Below are 18704 nucleotides of genomic sequence, written 5' to 3' on the forward strand. Positions count from 1 at the left end.
TCTCGGCTGCGATCCAGCCGGTGTTTCACGTTTCAGAAGGCTCGTCACCGGGATCAGCAAGGCGCCACGCCCGCCACGACGCACGTCGTGATGGTGGGGGCTCCCGGGTTTGAATCCTTGTTGTATTGTTGACGGAGCACGCCGCCGGGCGCCGCTGCCCGCCGGTGGGCAGGCCCGCGCGCGGCGGGACCGGATGTAACCATGCGCTTCGTGGCCGACGGCCCTGACATCCCCGACGCCGTCCGGCGCGCCCTGGAGGACGAGGAACTGGTCCTGTTCTGCGGAGCAGGTGTGTCCATGTCCACCGGGCCCGGCGTCGCCGGAATGCCTTCCTTCAGCCAACTGGTGAACAGCGTCACGGGGGCGCTGCGGCAGGTCCTAAATGACCAGGAGCAGGCTGCCCTCACGGGGTACCAGTACGATCGCGCCCTACACCTGCTGGAGCAGCGCCTGGGCCGAAACCGGGTGCGGCAGGCGGTTGTCGACGTGCTGACGGTCACGGCGCCGTTCGAACGCCACAAGGCGGTGCTCGAGTTGGCCCGGCTGCGGGACGGCGGCTTCCGCATGGTGACCACCAACTTCGACCCGCAGTTCGACCATGCTGCCAAGGCCCTGGGCTACGAGGTCACCAACGACGTCGCGCCCATGCTGCCCGTGCCGAAGCAGCACCGTTGGCGCAGCGTCGCCTACCTTCACGGCAAGATCGCACCCGGCGCCACGGGCGAGCACACGTCGGTGCAGTCACTGGTCTACAGCACCGGCGACTTCGGGCTGGCATACCTCACCGAGCGCTGGGCCAGTCGGTTCGTCACCGACCTGTTCACCAAGTACCCGGTGCTGTTCGTGGGATACAGCGTCGACGACCCGGTGATGCGCTACCTGATGGACGCCTTCGCCGCCGAGCGTCAGCTTGCTGGGTCATCAGCCAAACCGTCGCCACGAGCCTGGGCATTCGCGCCCTACCAGGATCCGACGGCCATGGCCCAGGAGGAGGAGGCGTGGCGCGCGAAGGGCGTCGAGCCCATCCCGTACGCGGCGCCCAATCACGACCACTCGCTGCTCTACGACACCCTCGCCGAGTGGGGGCAGCGGAAGAAGTTCGGGCTCACGGCACGCATCCGTGCGGCCGAGCGGGCCTCCGACATCATCCCGGTCCCCCCCTACTCCGTCGATCACGAGGTGGAGGCGGTGCGCTGGGCGCTGGAGGAACCGGCTGCCGTTCTCAGCTTCGCCAAGGCCGAGGTGCCTGCCCCGATCCAATGGCTGCCGGTGCTCGAGGAGTGGCAACTCCTCGGCGTGCGCGCAAGCCTCCCCGCGACGGGTGCGTCGGTGTCCCAGACCGCCCAGGACGTGGCGGCACGCTGGGTCTCGCCAACCCACTTCCAGCTGATGGTCTGGCTGACGCGGCACCTGGACAAGCCGGAGCTGCTCGACTGGGTGCTGAAAGGTGGCAGCCCTCACCCCGCCCTGCAGACGGCGATCTTGGACCGCTTGGATGAACCCGCCGCCGCGCCGGGTGCCGTCGCGAAGCCGAACGAGAAACCTCATCTCGACACCGGGTTGGAGGCGGCCTGGCGCCTGGTCGCGCATCCTATGGCCCGCGCGCCCATGGCGGACCTCGCGGACGTTCATGCGTGCTGGACGCGCCTCAAGGGCGGGGCGGACGACCATGTCACCCGGCAGGACTTCACGCGGATGATGGCCCCTATCCCACGGATCAAGCGCACCCATCCGTTTTTCGAGCCGAGTGTGTCGCCTCCTGGAGGAACCGCCTCCTTCCGTCTGCCAACGGCTGGAGACCACGTCGCCATCGACATCGAGCTGGCCTGCGGCGACATGCTCGAATCCCTGCTCGAGGCAGTCCGGGGCCGGACGGCCTTTCTCGCGGCGGTGGCGGATGACCTGACCAGCCAGCTGAAGCGCGCGCTCGACCTGTTTGCCCTGGTGGGGCAGGCGGGCGAAACCAGCGATCCGCTCCCTGTCATGTACCGCCCGGTCCGACCCGGCCCCGAGGCCCGTGGTTACGAGGACTGGACGCGGTTGATCGACGTGACGCGGGATTCGATGGAGGCGTTGAGGGAAACGAACGCCCAGGCGGCGGATGCCCTTCTGCTCCGCTGGCGGGCGCTCCCTTACGTCCTGTTTCAGAGGATGGCTCTCGATGCCTACGCAGTCTGAAGCGCGCTTGGCGGCAGGTCTCGACTACCTGCTGTCCGGCGACATCCTGTGGTCAAGGCGTCACGAACCGGAAAGCATGCGCCTCCTGGGGCGGCTCTGGCGGGAACTGCCCGAGGAAAGCGCCGCCCGGCTGGCCGGGAGGGCTGTCGCCGGTCCACCAGATGTCGAGGATGCCGACCGGCGGGCGTGGCAGCTCGCCTCGAGGCTGGCCGAGATGCGCGACGCGGGCGACAGACCGCTGCCGCCCGAAGCATCCGCTCTCCTTGCGGCCTACGAGGCGGCGCACGGCCCCGTGGAAGCGCCGTCGTCGGTGAGGCTCGGGTTCGAGTTCGAACGCCTGGGCGTGCCTGATCGCGCGGGCGTGTCGGAGAGGGAGATGCGCGCGCTGAAGCTGGAGGAGCTCGTCTCGCTCCTGCAAGAGCCCGCCGTCCGCCAGCACCGCGCCTTCGACGACACGCGAGAATCCCTGATGGCGCTCTGGGGCGAGGTGGTTCCGTCACGGCCAAAGGCGGCTGCGAGGGTGCTCGAGCAGCTCGCGGCCCGGGGGATTTGGCCGGGTGACACCTGGCAGGCCACGCTGGTTGCCTTCAGCGGGATGAAGCGGGGTTGTGCCAAGGCCGCCCTGTTCCGCCGAATGGCTCCCCTCCTGCTCCAGGCGCCGGACTCGTTCCTCCAGAACCGGGAAGTCGCCTGGGCCATCGGGTACTGGCTTCCGGGAGCCACGCGAGTAACCGCAGCGGATCCGGCCGACCTTTTCTGGCAGCTCTGGGACCGGCTGGCTCCGATCTTCTTCGCGCTACCTGTCTCTCTCGGCCCGGATACCAGCCCCCTGGACGCCGCGATCAACGAGCCGCCGGGGCGCCTGACCGAGGCGCTCCTGCACCGCTTCTTTGCCTACCAACCGAAAGTGGGCCAGGGCATTCCGGCGGAGGCGGAACTACGCCTGCGTCAGGTGACGTCCGGCGGCGGGGACGGCTTTCTGCTTGGACGCGTGATCCTGGCGCGCCACCTGACCGCCCTGTTCATGACACAGCAGGACTGGGCGCAGCAGCACTTGGTCCCGAAGTTCAGCTGGACGGTACCCCGCGAGGCCGCGGCCCTGTGGAAGGGCTTCATCGCCGGGGGTTCCATTCACCCCAAGGTCTTGTCGGCGCTCAAGGACGATCTCCTGGATACGCTGCGCCATCACGACAGCGAGGTGCACCGCTCGAAGGAGCAGCTCTGGTCGCTTTTGGTGATGGCGTGCATCGAGGTTCCCGGTCTCATCGAGGCAAAGGAAGCCCAATCCCTGCTCCGGTCGGCAGATCCGGAGGCACGCCGCCACGCCGCGTTCCAGTTGTACCGCATGATGCCGGATGACGCGGCGAAGGCGGCGGCTTTCTGGGAAGCCCGACTTGGCCCCTGGATCGACGAAGCCTGGCCCAAGGATGTCGGCCTGCGCGACGCGGGCAGTTCCGAAAACCTCGCACTGGCGGCAGCCGCTAGCGGGGAGGCTTTCCCGCTGGCCGTGGACCTGATCGCGGGCACGGTGGTCCGGTGCAACCAGCACTTCCGCCTTGTCCACAACTTGGCCGAGAACGACCTCCCCGAGCGGTTCCCAAATGACGTTCTGAAGCTACTCGACGCGATTACAGATGGCTTGGGGAACTCCTGGGATGGGCTGGGGCTACGCCGCCTGCTGAGACGCGTCTTGGACGCCAATCCGGATCTGAGCACGGATCCCCGGTACACTCAGCTGGACGCGAACCTGCGCCGACAGGGTGGTTGAGGCGGCACCCTGCGGCGACGCCATGAGAAGGCCATGTGGCAGCCCATGTGCAACCTTGCTGCCCACAGGCGCGGGGCGCCACCGGATCGGAGTTTTGCCGCACCGCGGTTTTCGCTGGATGAGCCGCTGTTCACGATCCGCGGAGCGACATGCCGCATCCGAATGACGATGGGCGCCCAGGTACATGCCTTTTGGGGCCGTTTTGAGAGTCTGCGCCCCGGCCGGTGGTCGGCGCACGGTCTCTGGAATGGCGTACTCGGCGCCCACTGCTAGGCATCTGATCCTACGAGATTTCGGGCATGGCCGTCGGTCGCCAGCGACACCGAACGCGTCGTGTCGGCCCGCGACGCCATGAATGTTGCAAGGAAAACCACAAGGATTCAGGGCGATAGATCGGCTTGCGGGAGGGATTGTCACCCGGTCTCAAGGCAGCTGGTGATGCCTCCTTTGCTGGCAAATCACACCGACGCATGCCTATTGCGCCGGGCGAGATGTTCCGCTTCTGTTCTGGGCATGACGACCGCCCTTCCCTTCCCTGAGGCGACTGAACCGGGTCCCCCTGGCCCGGCGGGGTACGTCGGCGGGCGCGAAAACGGGCACTGGGTCGTCATCCCCGCGCCCGCATAGGGCGCCCGGCGGCCCCTCCCGCGGGCCGCCATCAACACACCGACAACCACCCATCAGAGACAGGAGGCACCATGCTCATCATCGGTGAACGAGGAACCGTGCGCGGCGACGTCGAGGCGGAAGCCAGCAGGCTGGAGGCACTGGCGGCGGACCTGCGGCGGCTCGCGGCGGCCGGGATGCCGTCGGCGGCGGAGCTGTCGGAGGCGCCGCTGCTGGAGGGATGGGCCGTGACCTCGCGCCCGGTCATGTGCCTTGTCGGCGCCGTCACCGGCCATCCGCTGCTGGACGGCCCCTACTGCCGGACCTCAGACCTTTGGGCCTTCGCGCCGACCGTGGGCTGGGCGCGAACGTTGAACCGCCTCTATCGCCTCGGCGCCCCGCGCGCGCCCATGCCGGTCGTGCCGCCGCCCGCCGACCGGACCTGCTCCCTGGGCCTGCGGTGACACCATGCCAAACCCCATCCCCAGCATCTCCGCATCCGCCCCCTCACCTGCCCTGCCGCCCGGCAGCATGGGTGGCGCCGCCGCCCTGACCGGCGACGCGCTGGACCTCGCTATCGAAGGGCTGGCCGAAGCCGTCGAGGAGGAGATCGGCCACGAGCCGTTCCACCTCGGTCCCGTTCCGCCGCAGGCGCGGAAGCCAACGCCCCCGCCCGTCCACCAGCCATCGCGCGTGCGCCTGGAAGACCCTGCCGAGGCCGCAGCCCACGCCATGCTCCGGCGCCTGCTCGAGGCCGATCCGACCCTGCACGGCAGGGCGCGGGAGCCGGGCGCGGTCCTCGTGGTCGAGGTGCCGGACGCCGAGTGGGTCGTCCCCGTCGCCGAGACCTGGCGCATGCTGATCCAGGGCACGGACGAGGTACCGTTCGACGGCGACGACGCCCAGGACCGGCCATACCGGCGGATCAGCAAGATTGAGCCGAGCTGGGCCGAGTTCCGCCGCGACGGCTCCGACCGCTGGCACCGCCCCGAGGACGGCAACGGCGCCGTCCGCACCATGGTCGCCAGCGGGCGCCCGGTCTACGGCTTCAGCCCGGCGCCCGCCCGCTGCCTGCCATCCGATCTGCTGCGGGCCGCCACGGCGACGGTGACCGTCGGCCCGCTGGATCCGGCCGCGCTGGCCGAGGCGGCGACCATGTTGACGGGCGCCGCGCCGGTCACCGCGTCCGTACCGCCGGAGGTGGCGCGGCTGGTCACCGTCGGTGACCTGTGGCTGGCCCGGCTGCCCCACCAGGATGCCGACGACTACCTCCGGCGGCTGGCGGAGCTGGCGTCGCAGCGGCTCTCCGTCCGCCCGCTGACGCTCGACGGCCTGCACGGGATGGACGAGGCCGCGCGGTGGGGCAAGGACGTCGCGCGGGATCTCACCGACTACGCCCGCGGCGCGTTGCCGTGGCGCGACGTGGACCGCGGCGCCGTGCTGGTCGGTCCCACCGGCACCGGCAAGACGACCTTCGCCAGGGCGCTGGCGGCGCAATGCGGGGTGCCGCTGGTGACCGGCTCGCTGGGCCAGTGGCAGGGCGCCAAGGACGGCCACCTCGGCACGACCCTCGGCGCCATGCGCGGGACCTTCGAGGCGGCGCGCAAGGCGGCGCCTTGCATCCTGCTCGTGGACGAGATCGACAGCTTCGGCAACCGCACCACCTTCCGCCACCACGACCGCGACTACTCGGTCCAGGTGGTCAACGCCTTCCTCGAGGAACTGGACGGCGCCGCCGGGCGCGAGGGCGTGGTCGTGCTGGGCTGCTGCAACGACGCCAGCCGCATCGACCCGGCCATCCTGCGGCCGGGCCGCCTGGAGCGCCTGATTGGGGTGCCGCTGCCGGACCAGGCGGCACTGGCCGCCATCCTGCGCCACCACCTCGGCGGCGACCTGCCCGGCGCCGACCTGTCGCGTCTCGCGCTGCTGGGCCTCGGGTCCACCGGCGCCGAGGCCGAGCGCTGGGTGCGCGGCATGCGACGGCGGGCGCGGCACGACCGGCGCGAGCCGACCCTGGCCGACCTGGAGGCGGAGCTGCGCGGCAAGGGGTCGCGCCCGGCTCCGGAGGTGCTGCGCCGCGTGGCCATCCACGAGGCCGGGCACGCGGTGGTGGCGGCGCTTGGGCGGCCCGGTGCCCTGATCTCGGCCACCGTGCTGGCGCAGGGCGACCGCGCGGGCCGGGTGCTATGGACGGAGCCTGCGGATGGCCAGGCCACGGTCACCCGTGCGGCCCTGTCAACATTGCTGCGCGAGGCGCTGGCGGGCCGGGCGGCCGAGGAGGAGCTGCTCGGCGAGGCATCGGGCGGGAGCGGCGGCGGCGCCGAGAGCGACCTCGCCACGGCGACGCGCCTCGCGACGGCGGCGGTGACCGCGCTCGGCCTCGACAAGGGCGGTGGCGCCCTGGTCTGGCGCGGCTTGCCGGAGGCGGCCGGTGTCCCCGCGCTGCTGGCGGCGCGGCCCGACGTCGCGCGCCGGGTCGGCGAGATGCTGGACGCGGCCTACGCCGAGACGCGGTCGGTGGTCCGGCACCACGGCCTGGCCATCTGCCGTCTGGCGGACATGCTGGTCGCCAAGGAGACGGTGCCGGGCGCCGAGATCGAGGCCCTGGTCGCGGCGTCCGGGGCGGCCGCGAAGGATTGCCGACCGCCAGGCGCCGGTCGCCGCCCCCGGAGGGTGCGGCCATGACCGGCCCCGACCCGGACGCCTCGCCAGAGCCGTCCATGAAAATGGCAAGGGGGCGCGAAACCAATCCAGGCGCCAGCCGTCTCTGCAGCCATGATCTCCACGAAGCGAATAGCCACGGACTGAGGATTTGCGGCACGGCGCCCACGTCGCTGTGCCCGCCTGCAGCTTTCCTGGCCTCACCGCTGAGGACATCATGCACCACCACAAATCCTTTGCGCCGACGACGGCGCGGCGCACGCCGCCGCGTGGCGCGCGCGGCTTCCTTCCAGGCTTCCGGGCCAAGTTCCGGCTCCCCACCCTGATACGTCGTTCTCGCGCCGTCTGACGCCGCCCACCGGCGGCATCCCGAACGCTCAAACGATTGGAAGCCACGATGCGCAGATTCGCATTGGGGGCAGTGCCGACGCGCGGCAACTGGAACCCCAAATTCCCGTCCAAGCCCCCCAAGGGGAAGGCCAAAGGCAAGATTGTCAGCAAGGAAGCCGGGGGCGAGGAACCCAAGGAAGAAGAGCAGGACCAACCGAAGGCTCGGACACAGGTCCCGACTTACTACCCGCCAGCCAAGGGCAAGCGGCGTTACGAGCACCTGCGGAGTTATCACCATCGCGACGCCGCGTTCCTCTTGGACGCCCGGCACGAGGTGCTGGGCTGGACCTCCACAGCCGAGGCCATCGAAGTCCACTGGGAATGCAAGGACTTCAAATTCGTCCCCGACTTCATCGTGCATGAGGAGACGCGCTCCTACGCGCTGACAATCCTGCACCCGCTGGCCAAGCCGGACGCGCGCCGCAAGAAGCGCCTCGCCGCCATGCGCGCGGCCTGCGAGCGCCAGGGTCTTGGCTTCGTTCACCTGAACCGCGACGAGGTCACCGAGGACGTCGCGCTGCCCGGTGCCAAGGACCTGTTCTATTACCGCTACTGGCAGTGGCCGGACTCCCTGCCCTTCTCGGTGTCGACCGTGGCCGAGCGTCACGCCCCTGCCACCCTTGGGGAGTTGCACCGGCTGCTGGATGGCCTCGCCACCTGGCATCAACTGCTGTCCATGGTCGCGAACGGGTTCGTGGTTGCCGACATCTCGGCCGGGCTCGGACCGGACACCCCCGTGTTGGCCTGGCGGACTAAGGGGTGGCGCACATGAGCAACCGATACCTGCCCCGACTGGGCCAGATCGTCCGTTGGGACGGCCACCCGTGGATGGTGGAGCGCCTCGACAACGACGGCCTCGACCTGCGCAACCGGATGACCGGCGAGGTCCTGACCTGGGGCCTCGCCTCCTGGATCCTGCACTGGCAGAACGGCAGCCTGCGCCAGCCAACCGTCCCGGAGCCGCTGGACCGGCGGCGCCTCGTCCGCGGCACCTACATCCGCCGCCAGGGCAGCGTCTGGCGCGTGAAGCTGTTCAAGAGCGGCCTGATCCACCTGGAGAATGTCAAGACCGACGAGACCGCCGTCGTCAACAACATCGCCTGGCAGGAGGAGTGCTGGCGCGGCGAGAGCTGGGTCGTCGATTCACCTGACGCGGACCTGCCGGAGCGCATCCGGGAAGTGCTCCGCGTCCCGCTCGACGGCTTGCCGAGCTCGATGAAAGCCAAGGTGCAGTGGAGCGCCGTTTTCGTGGAGGCGTACCGTGACCCGGAGCGCTTCTACCGCGAGAGGATGCCGGACCTCCCCGTCGCCGAGCGCATCGACCTCAGCGGCCGCGTCTCCAAGGCGACCCTCCTCGCCTTCCTGAAACAGGTCGCGAAGGCGACCGGGCAGAAAGCCCCGGGCGTCAGCACGTTCTACGGCTGGCTCAACACGTTGAAGCAGGCAGGCGGGGACATCCGCGCCCTCGCGCCCCGCTTCGACAGGCAGGGACCGCGGGGGCGCAAGATGCCCGCTATGGTCGAGCAGTGGCTGATCGAGACCATCACACTAGTCTGGCTCACGCGGCAGGAAAACCGCAAGTCGAAGGTCTGGAGCGCGCTCAACGACCGGGTGACGAACTGGAACACGGCGAACCCGGACAACCAGCTCTGGTGTCCGAGCGAAAGCCAGGTGGCCCGCTATATCCGCGAGGAAGTTGACCAGCACGTCGCCGTCCGCCGTCGCAAGGGCAAGAAGGAGTTCGACAAGGTCCGCACCATCGGCAACGGTGTGGTCACGACGTTCCCGCTGGAGCGTGTCGAGGTCGATCACTTCCGCCTGCGGCGGATCAGGGTGCTGGACGACCGGAGCGGCCTGGACATGGGCGGCGCCTGGGTCTCCATCGCCTACGACCACTTCACCCGCATGCCGCTCGCGCTGATCGTCCATTTCGCGGGCGAGACCCTCGGCATCGGGTTCAGCGTCCTGCGGATGACGATGACGCCCAAGGGCTTCCTCAAGAAGCTCGTACCGAACCTCGACTACGAGTTCCCGACCGGCGTTCCGATGTCGTTCTTCTTCGACCAGGCCGCGGCGACGAATAATGACCACGTGCGCAACGCGTCCCTGGTCCTGGACATGATCATGGACTACGCCGAGGGCGAGAACCCGCAGCTCAAGGCGTGCATCGAGCGCTTCATCCGGAACTTCCGCGAACAGGCGGAGCGGCCGCTTGCGGGACCCAACCCGCCCAGCCACCGCGAGGATAACGACCCCGAGAAGCCGGATGCCATCATCCGGTACTCCGACCTCGTGCGTCGCCTCTGGACCTGGGTCGCCATGGTCTACGCCAAGTCGTGGCACACTGGGATCGACGACGTGCCCCTTCGCCGCTGGCAGGAGCACACGGACAGGCACCCGCCCCGGGCACTCCGCAGCGAGCACGACCTGACTGTGCTGCTCACCCACCGGCACATGTGCCTGCCGCTGCGCGGAAGGGTCACCACCCAAGGTCTCACGTGGCACGGCGAGGCCATCCGGCAGATCGTCGCCAACCCGAACTACCGCAAAGGCACGAAAATCCAGGTCCTCTTCGACGAGCACGATGTGTCGCAAGCCTGGGTCGTCAACCCATTCACGGGTGCGATCGCAAAGGTCGAACCCTTCAATCGTCGCCTGATGGTCGGTCTCACCCTTCACCAGCACGACATCACTCTCAAATTCAATAGGCGCCTGGAGCGGACCTACGACACCGACGAATTGCGGGCCCTCAAGGCCGCCCTGCTCGAGGACGCCACGCGGCTGCTGGCCAGCGGCAAATCGCTGTCCAAGCTCAAGCGGAATGCCCTGGTCCGCTTCCTGATGATGAACAGCAACCAGCCGTCCGGCGACGACACCGGCGACGTGCAGCCGCAACCGGACGCCAGCGAGCCGCAGGCGGCGCCCGAGAAGTCGGAGAACACAAGCGACGAGGGCCGCGCGGCACGTCCGCGGCGGCAGGCGAAGCGCATGCGCGGCGACGAAGGGCAATGAGCACCATGGACCAGAACGAAATCGACCGTCTCGTCAGGCTCTCGGGCAGGTTCCGCGAGCTCTACCTGCCGACTGACAAGTCGGACGAAATCCAGCGAGATATTCGTCGCCTCCACCACCGCGACCATGGGTCGTCTGGCGAGGCTGGCATCCTTCTCCTTGTCGGGGGGTCAGGCAGCGGCAAGTCAAAGCTCGTCCTGGACTACACCAGCCAGTTCCCCGACCAACCCCGAGCCATCGCTGGCCCGGATGGCGCATTCGCTGACCGCAAAGACGTGTTGTACTTCAAAGCGCCGAACGGAAGCGAGAAGGACGTCGCCGAGGTCTGGTTCGCCGCGCTGACCGGCCAGAGCATCGATCACGTCGTAGGTCGGGGCCGGAAGCGCCTCGTCATCCAGGAGGACATTGTCGCAGTAGGACGCGAAGTGGGGAACAGGCTCGTCGTCGCTGACGAGTTCAGCCAGTGCCTCGAAGGCAAGGACACCGCTGCCATCAAGCGCATCGCGAGTCTCTGCCGGTACATCGTGAACGCCAAGGGCGGACCGTCCCTCATCATCGCCGGTACGGCATCCGTCCTACTGCTCAGGGAGGCCGACGCGGAATTCCGAAGGCGGGCGAGCATCCGGCACGAACTCCTGCCGCTGGACTGGGACATCGCCGAAAGCCGCGAATTCCTGCAGGACGTGTTGATGGAATGGGATGAGTTCCTCCGGGACAACGTCTTCGGCGTGCTGTCCGGCCTCGCAGGAGCCAAGATGGCCTATCCGCTGTGCCGTGCCGCATCGGGATATCTCGGCGACATGGCGACCCTCATCGAGACCGCCGCTGCGGAGGCCGTCTACGACGTCGCGGCCGGGAAGGCGGACAGGCTGACCTACGCCCACCTGGTGAAAGCATACGGCAAGTCGGCAGTGTGGACGGCGGAGCGCCCCGCCTTCCCCGAGGCAGTCGGGCCTACCATCGACACGGGACCCGAAAAGACCCGCCTGCGCGGCCGTACCCGCCGCAGCGACCGCCACCATAACTTCCGGCCCTGAGCACATGGGCATACAGCCACTCTCGCTCGGCATGGGCATCGTGCCGGGCGAGAGCATCCCTGGTTTCATGATGCGCTTCGCGGGCCGCGCCCGCTTCCCCGGCGCCGACCGCCTCGCCATCCATGTCGGCCTGCGCCAGCCTGGCTCCGCCACCTCTGGGGATGACATACGCGGCCTCGCGACCCTGTCCGGCGCCGATCCCGCCGCTCTCGAAGCCGCCACCTACCGCCCCACAGGTCGCCTCGCCCACCACCGTTTCCTTGGCGGTGAGCTCCACCGCGAGTTCATCGACATCTCACGGCGGCGCGCCTGCCCAGCCTGTCTCGTCGCGGCGCCCATCCAGCGTGCCGCCTGGGACTGCGCCCTGGTGACCGCCTGCTCCCACCACGCCCTGCGCTTCGTGGACAGGTGCCACAGACCTCGCTGTCGGGGGCTGGGGTGGAATGTGGCCGACGTCACCCGCTGCGCCTGCGGAACCGACCTTCGGGCGCTCGCCGGAATGCCGGTCCCCTCCGACGAGGCAGAGGCGAGCGCCCGCGTGCTGGCGCTGGCCACGGGCGAGACGATCCCGTGGTTGCCCCCTGCCCTGTCGGCCGTCGGACCGGCCGACCTCGTGCGCCTGGTCATGGTCACCGGCATGTTCCTGACCGCTTGGCACAAGGAAAGACGCATCGAGACCCTCGTCGCGTCCGGGCCGGACGCCGTGGCCCGCGTCGTCGGCGCTGGCCTTGCCGCGGTCGAGGCATGGCCTGTTCCCCTTCACGGATTCCTTGCGGCGACGCGGGCCGTGGAGGCCGCCCGTGCCGGACGCTTCGGCGCCACCAAAACCATGGGCGCCTACTACGGCTGGCTGTCGATGCTGGAGGCCGGGCCGTTCCGCGACGCCCTGGCCGAGGCGACCCGCCAATTCCTTGCCGCCGACCCAGTGCTGGGCCGCCGGATGCACCGCTCGCTGCTGCTGGGCGTCCAGGGTGACGGCGTCGCCTTGAAGGAGGTCGCGCGCATGGTGGGCAGATCCTTGCCCACGACCAAGCGGCTCGCGGAGGCTGGCCTGCTGCCGACGCCTGACGGCACGGGGCGCGGCCTACCAGCGGTGATCGGCCGCGCGAAGGTGGAAGGATTGGCGGCCGAACTGCGCGACGCGCTGACGCTGGACGAAGCCTCAGCCGCCCTAGGGGTGTCCAGGGCACGGGTGCGGCGGCTGGCGGAGGCAGGCGTTCTCGAGGCGGTGCACCGGGCAGCGGCCGATGGCTGGGGCCGCTGGGCGTTCCGGCGCGCCAGCATCGAAGGGCTGCCGGGGCGCATGGCGGCGGGCGCCCCGATCGACACCGGCCTCGAGCGAGGGCTCGTGGGCTTCGAGGTGGCGGCCGAGACGATGCGGCGGCGCGGCGTCGGGCTGGCGGACTTCGTAGGCATGGTGCTCTCGGGCAACCTGCCGGTGGCGGCCCTGGACCATGCCGCGGTCGGCCTCAAGCGCCTGCGGTTCGACCGGGCGGCCGTGCGTCGGGCGGCGGCCCCTCTCGAGCGGGGTCCGTTCAGCGCCTACGCCACCGCTGCGTTGCTCGGCCTCAAGCGCGAGGTGGTGGCCCACCTGATCCGGCGTGGCCTGCTCCGGACCGAGGGCGGCGCCGTCACGGCCACCGAGCTCGACCGCTTCCGGACGGCGTACGTGTCCGGCGCGGAGCTGGCGCGCGAGCGCGGCACGTCGCCGCGGAAGCTGGCGGCAGACCTGCGGGCTGTGGGGGTGCTGCCGGTGACGGGGCCGGGGGTGGACGGCGGGCGGCAAGCGTTTTTCAGGAAAGGACTCGTGGAGGATGGGTCCGGAACCGGATTAAAGCAGCCTGTTGTCGCACCGGACACCGAGGATTAAGAAAGCGCGCTCGACTTGGGGAAGAACATGGCCTCTCGGCAGCTACCGTGGTGGCTCGACTATGACAATGTACCTCCCGAGGATGCCTCGGCACAGGTAATCTGGATCTCGGGTCGATGGCGATACATCCCGTTTGCCTTTGGCCGCCCTCTGGCACGTAAGTGCGGCACCCTTGACGAGGCGCACGAAGCGGTATTCCAGTTCGAGACCGACATCCACGCGAAGGTGGATGAGATTGCGGACCTCCGTGCGGGCGGCCAGGACTCCTAAGCGGATGAAAAGCAGGCCACGCTTGAAATCTATCAGTCCGAGAACCTCGCGGTCGAAGTTGCTATCGATCCAACGGACGTGCCTTACGATGTGGAAATCTACTCGCTGGGAGCCGGTGCACCCAACGAACCGTGCATCATTGTCGATGTTAGCAAGCCTGAAGAAGGCCGCATTCTCTTTCGAGATGCGGCCGCCAACTATTCATCGGCCTTTGAACAAATTGCACGCGGTTCCCCCCGCATGCATTCCAGGTGAGGGCTGTACCGTGACTGCAATCCTCTCCAACGCATTTCCTGTTCATACCTCACGATTTCCGGGGCGGTGCGGTCGAGCAGGCTGAAACGACCATGGACGACCTCGTGCGTCAGGAGCTTTTGTAGTTTCATCGAGGCCAGCCGGACGCGGTCCATGATACTGTTATCCGGACTAGCCTCGAGCACAGTGGCCCAATCCCTCAGGTACCGAACGGCAAGGTCAGAGTCGCCGACCTCAAGCGCGCGTTCAATCAAGCCCAGTTTGCCCGCATCTCCCAAGGACTGCCGAACCCGACGGACGGCCAAGTCGAGGGGCCCGCGGTGGGTTTCCGCGCGCACGGTGACTATCTCGATGTCATGCATTGCGTCTCTCCCTCAACACGATCATCCGCCAGAAGCGTGGGAAAAGGAGCCCAGGAGGGACGAACGCATTTCCTCAGGCGAGACTTCAGACATTAACTCGCTCAGCGCTTCCGACTGGCGCTCGTCATCTGGGCGGAGCGCGATGCCCCCCGTCTCTGGGCGCTGTTTCCCAATACTGTCCCAAAATTTGCGCCACGACCTTGCGGTCCTGCCGTCGACCTCGGCAATCCAAGCGGTGCATCCGGGGGCACCAAGCGGAACTTCGTAGCCATCGCTCACCCGCTTGGGATGCTCGAGACGCAGCGAGGCATCCAGCAAGAGCATGTTGCGGGCGGCCGCCATGACATCATCCATGTCCGCAGGGAGTTGAACCGCCTCGCAGCACTCTTCGAGCGGCAACGCTTCGGTCGAGGAAACCTCGATCAGCAGCACCCTCGGCATGTCCATACCCTTTCGCCTGCGGGGCTTCAGGTTACGGCGTGTCGTGGCAATGGAGAGGTCGCGTGGACGGCGGGCGGCAGGCGTTCTTCAGGAGGAGGGCTGTGTACGATGCCTGAGTGGGTGCGTCTCAGGACACCTGTTCCAAGGTCCAGTCCGCCTTGGTCCCGCCTAGCGCCTCAGGCGTTCGGTCATTCATTTACTGCAAACCTTGCAATTAATGCAGATAACCTCCAGATTGGAGCCGAAATTGGAGGTAGCCATGGCGACCCAGGTTGAGATGCAGGCCAGTGCGGAGGAACTTGACCGCGTCAGGCGGGAGGTGAGGGCGCTGCGGTCGACCGTGGCGCGAGCGCGGGGGAACGCGAAGGTGGAGGTGAATTCCGGCACCCTGCGCGTCCTGCTCAAGGTCTTAGAGGGCATGACCTTCAAGGGTCCGGCGGGAGCCGGTGCAGTGGCGTCCAGGCTCCCGAAGGCGGAGCAGCAGGCACCCCTCCCCGATGAAATCAGCCCGCAGGAGGCTGCCGCTATCCTGCAGATGTCCCGCCCCTCCGTCATGAGGCTGATTGAGAAGGGATTGCTGCATCCGCGCAAGGTTCACAGCCGGAACAAGCTATCCCGCACCGAGGTGCTGGCTTACCAACGGGCCCACACTAAAACTCAGAGGGAAGCACTCGACAGCATCGCTCAACTGACGGATGAGTACGACTTCTGAACGAGGGTAGTCCGAAGCTAGATGGAAGTCGCCGTCTTAGATGCCTGCATCCTGTTCCAAGGCAAGCTGACCGATCTCCTGCTCTGCCTCGCCGAGGCAAAAGCTTTCGAGCCGGTTTGGTCCGACGAAATTCATCTCGAATGGAAGAGGAACTTGGCCCTGAGCATGAGCATCCCGGTGGACAAGATTGATTATCGGCACGCGGAGATGGAGAGGGCCTTTCCGGCCGCCAATGTACCAGGCGACGCTTCTCTGACGGCCACCATCCAGGCGATGTGCAAAACCGCCGCGCAGCGCAAGGATGCCCACGTCGTCGCCAGCGCGGTCAACGCAGAAGCGGGCAGCATCGTGACCCACAACATCAAAGACTTTCATGGAACCGTGCTCGCGCACTACCGCCTGGCGAAGCACAGGCCGGATCCATTCTGCGCCGGTCTACTCGCCAGTCAGCAGGCGGAGGCCCTCGCGGGCCTCCGGGCACACCGTGCCAGCCTCAAGAGGACACCCATGAATGCCACGGAGTATGTCAATTATCTTGCGGGGCCCAAGTTCGGGATGGCGAAACTCTCCACGGCACTCCGGGATCACCTCGGTTCCATCTGAGACAAGGCGCCTGGTGCACTACTGACTGGCTATGACGCCCAGCAACATCCCTGACGTCTCCATCAAATAGGTCTCCGTCGCCGCCAGGAGCTCCAGGTGCTCGCCCCCGGCCTCTGCACGCGACAGGCCCGGCTGCACGATGAAGACGGCGAACTCCCGCTCGGCGCTGCGGATCATGCTCTCTAGCTTTCGCAGGGCGACCAAGTTGCCCCGCTCGAACCGGCTCGGGGCCGCCCACGCCAGGCGCTTGCCCTCGCGTGACAGAAGGTGGCGGAACAGTGCCTCGGCGTCGTCCCGCCAGCGGACGCACTTCTGCGCCTGGCCGCAGACCACGTAGAGGTCGTCCAGCCTCGCGCCCGGCTTCGCCCCTTCGGAGTACTTGCAGTGGTAGAGGTGCACGACGATGCAGTCGGGCGTGGCCCTGATGGCGACCACGTCGGCGGCCTCGCCCGCGTCGTCGTCATCGAAGACGATGTCGAACGCCTCGTTCCCCGTCTGCGCGAGCAGGTGCCGGATCACCTTGTGCTGCACCGCGTCGGGGCGCTTCTGCGCCTTCTGCGACTCCTTGCGGATGGCGGTGCCCGTCCAATCCCAGGCGGCGATGCGCTCGCGGGGGTACGGGATGCGCCCCGTCATGCCTTGCGGGAAGAACAGCTCATTATCGAGCAGCACGGCGCCGTTCGCGAAATGGACCCAGGGGGGATTGTCTGCCAGCCAGTCGCCGAGCGGCGTACGCCTGCCGCCGATGTTGATGTAGGCCGGTGGGCCGCCTGCGGGGAAGTAGCGGACGCCGTTTGCCCCGAACCGGAATTCGAAATCGGCGGATCTGGAGTCGTCGCCCCCTGCCGGAGGCGTGCTTGAGGCGACACAACCCGGCCCGATATGCGCCGCAACGATTGCAGCGTAGCTCCCGAAGCCCTTCAGCCCCGTCCCCGGCTTCCCACCCTCGGACATGGGAGCGGTAGGGCCGATTAGTAGCCATTTAGGTCCATGGCGCGGGTGAAAGGGCTCCCCTTACTGCCTCTCTCCCTTATCATGGGAGGCGAATGGATGCAGCTGGAGGCACGAAGATGGCACCGCGACAGAGATGGGCGTCCGACGCAGCTCGCCTTCTCAATGCCTACGAGGGCGCTGTGCAGAGCGGTAGCTTCTGGCTCATCGCCGAAGGTCTGGCAGATCCGAGCCGCGCGGAGATTCTGAAAAGAATCCGGGCGCCAAAGGCGAAGGAGCGGCTTGAGAACATCATCGCCGCGTTGGAAGCGGCAAAGGCTTCTGGGCAGCTCCTGCCGAAGGATCAGCCAACACCGCATCCGTTCTGGACCATGGACAATCTTCGCGGCGCCCTGAGTTGGTACGAGACGCCCGAAGGCCTCAGGCAGTTGGCGCACAGTGCGCTCGCCCGTGACACTCAGAGGCGACTGATGGCCTTCACGGAGCGGCTGCGATCAGATGGTGGCGATCATCGACCGAAGGGACGGTGCTCCGGCTCGGATGATGTCTCGGATAATTGCCGCTCGATGGCCGCATCGACTTCCTTGTCCGTGGCGTAGTATCCAATCCGCTGCGGAGCGCCCCCAGGAATGTACAGGAACAATACAAAGGCCGAGGGAACAGGAGGCTCAAGGCGATAAACGAGGAATGGCCACCGCGAGCTGTTGAGCAAGGTCTGCTTCTGAACGCTGCTCAGTTTTGCGTTACGGGTGTCATCGCCAGTGCCCTGCGATTTCATCGCCTGCAGATCTTTAAGAATAGCTTCCCTGACCTGGCGCCGAAGTTTCGAACGCTCCATTGCATTGAGGTGACCGGAGGCAGCACCGGATCCAGATCCGGATCCGCTTTCGGCCTCTCCGCCAGAACCACCGTTGCCAGACTTGCCCGTCGCCGAACCGTCCTCATCCGCCGCTTGCTTTGTGCCACGCGCTCGCGGATCTTCGTTACTCGCCAACTCAGTTCCCCTTCGATGGAGAGGCGAAGCATTATCAAGGGAAGGCATACCTGTCGACGTGACCAGGCTGCGACTGCTTAGGCTGACTTCCGCTTGCGGCCCTCGTGATCGTCAATGAAACCAGGGCAGAACCAGACGGCGGCGTCCCAGCTCAAACCCTGCAGGATCCGCCCACGACACCCTCGCGGCTTCCGCCGCCGCTCCCGGTGCCTGCCACTCGGAGGCACCCTTGCTAACCTTGGTCCAAACTGCGCCGAGCTCCGCGGACTGCGCCGCCGGGTCGGCAGGCAGGCGCCCGGGCCTGCAGACCAGAGCTTGCTCGAATCCTTCGTCACCCCTGGGCTTCCGGTCCAGCAGCAGGGTGGACCCGCCCCCCTCGATGTCGAGGGTGAAGCCGTCTGGCGCACCCCGGGCGTTCAGGCGGCGGGCAGCAACCGTGGCGGTCCGGGCCAGGTGCAGCAGCTGGCGGATGGGGTTCCCGGCGACCTGCTCGTCCAGGGCGTACTGGTGGGGCAACGTCAGCCTGTCGCCAATCTTCAGCTCAGCCATCGATGACCCCGCGCGCGACCGCGCCCGGGATGGGCCGCCAGCAGC

Annotated in this window: 15 protein-coding genes; 10 read left to right on the top strand and 5 right to left on the bottom strand. The window is 67.7% G+C overall.

All coding sequences use genetic code 11. The annotated features are described in order from the left end of the window. The first annotated feature begins 201 nt into the window (after positions 1-201). From ACZJYS_RS01850 to ACZJYS_RS01885, 8 genes are all read left to right on the top strand, one after another. Entirely contained in the window at positions 202-2178 is a 1977-nt protein-coding gene (locus ACZJYS_RS01850) for an SIR2 family protein (RefSeq protein WP_109517858.1), read from the top strand. After that, positions 2162-3946, top strand: a complete 1785-nt coding sequence (locus ACZJYS_RS01855; RefSeq protein WP_109517857.1) for a hypothetical protein — start codon at positions 2162-2164, stop codon at positions 3944-3946. Before ACZJYS_RS01850 ends, ACZJYS_RS01855 begins: the two co-directional genes overlap by 17 nt. Before the next feature lie 698 nt (positions 3947-4644). Further along, positions 4645-5016: a DUF6634 family protein gene (locus tag ACZJYS_RS01860; protein WP_099097337.1), complete on the top strand. Its 372-nt coding sequence runs from the start codon at positions 4645-4647 to the stop codon at positions 5014-5016. Between the two features lie 4 nt (positions 5017-5020). Then, the gene (locus ACZJYS_RS01865) at positions 5021-7237 is read left to right on the top strand and encodes an AAA family ATPase (RefSeq protein ID WP_146201917.1); all 2217 of its coding nucleotides are present in this window, start codon (positions 5021-5023) and stop codon (positions 7235-7237) included. A 373-nt stretch (positions 7238-7610) separates the two neighbouring features. After that, entirely contained in the window at positions 7611-8375 is a 765-nt protein-coding gene (locus ACZJYS_RS01870; protein WP_109517855.1) for a hypothetical protein, read from the top strand. Continuing rightward, positions 8372-10615: a TnsB C-terminal domain-containing protein gene (locus ACZJYS_RS01875; RefSeq protein ID WP_146201916.1), complete on the top strand. Its 2244-nt coding sequence runs from the start codon at positions 8372-8374 to the stop codon at positions 10613-10615. The genes ACZJYS_RS01870 and ACZJYS_RS01875 overlap by 4 nt, the downstream gene beginning before the upstream one ends. A gap of 5 nt (positions 10616-10620) precedes the next feature. Beyond that, a complete protein-coding gene (locus tag ACZJYS_RS01880) occupies positions 10621-11652 on the top strand; it encodes a TniB family NTP-binding protein (protein WP_181378191.1) in 1032 nt (343 codons plus the stop codon). Positions 11653-11683: 31 nt separating this feature from the next. Continuing rightward, on the top strand, positions 11684-13522 hold the full coding sequence (locus ACZJYS_RS01885; protein WP_181378190.1) for a TniQ family protein: 1839 nt from the start codon (positions 11684-11686) through the stop codon (positions 13520-13522). A 467-nt stretch (positions 13523-13989) separates the two neighbouring features. Here the strand turns inward: ACZJYS_RS01885 and ACZJYS_RS01890 are convergent, their stop codons facing one another. Both ACZJYS_RS01890 and ACZJYS_RS01895 read right to left on the bottom strand, forming a co-directional pair. Next, positions 13990-14409, bottom strand: coding sequence for a hypothetical protein (locus tag ACZJYS_RS01890; RefSeq protein WP_109517850.1), 420 nt, complete (start codon positions 14407-14409; stop codon positions 13990-13992). Between the two features lie 21 nt (positions 14410-14430). Next, positions 14431-14841 carry a hypothetical protein gene (locus ACZJYS_RS01895; RefSeq protein WP_146201915.1) on the bottom strand — a complete coding sequence of 137 codons (411 nt, stop codon included), beginning with the start codon at positions 14839-14841 and terminating at the stop codon, positions 14431-14433. Between the two features lie 268 nt (positions 14842-15109). Here ACZJYS_RS01895 and ACZJYS_RS01900 point away from each other — a divergent pair, with 268 nt between their 5' ends. Further along, a complete protein-coding gene (locus ACZJYS_RS01900) occupies positions 15110-15562 on the top strand; it encodes a helix-turn-helix domain-containing protein (RefSeq protein WP_181378189.1) in 453 nt (150 codons plus the stop codon). Between the two features lie 21 nt (positions 15563-15583). Continuing rightward, complete coding sequence (locus ACZJYS_RS01905) at positions 15584-16165, top strand: PIN domain-containing protein (RefSeq protein ID WP_109517847.1); 582 nt, start codon at positions 15584-15586, stop codon at positions 16163-16165. An 18-nt stretch (positions 16166-16183) separates the two neighbouring features. Here the strand turns inward: ACZJYS_RS01905 and ACZJYS_RS01910 are convergent, their stop codons facing one another. From ACZJYS_RS01910 to ACZJYS_RS01920, 3 genes are all read right to left on the bottom strand, one after another. Further along, on the bottom strand, positions 16184-17119 hold the full coding sequence (locus ACZJYS_RS01910; protein WP_109517846.1) for a hypothetical protein: 936 nt from the start codon (positions 17117-17119) through the stop codon (positions 16184-16186). 505 nt (positions 17120-17624) lie between these two features. After that, on the bottom strand, positions 17625-18110 hold the full coding sequence (locus ACZJYS_RS01915) for a hypothetical protein (protein WP_141563267.1): 486 nt from the start codon (positions 18108-18110) through the stop codon (positions 17625-17627). A 111-nt stretch (positions 18111-18221) separates the two neighbouring features. Next, on the bottom strand, positions 18222-18659 hold the full coding sequence (locus ACZJYS_RS01920; RefSeq protein WP_099097328.1) for a hypothetical protein: 438 nt from the start codon (positions 18657-18659) through the stop codon (positions 18222-18224). Between the last annotated feature and the right edge of the window lie 45 nt (positions 18660-18704).

The sequence above is a fragment of the Roseomonas sp. TS2 genome (assembly GCF_058833935.1).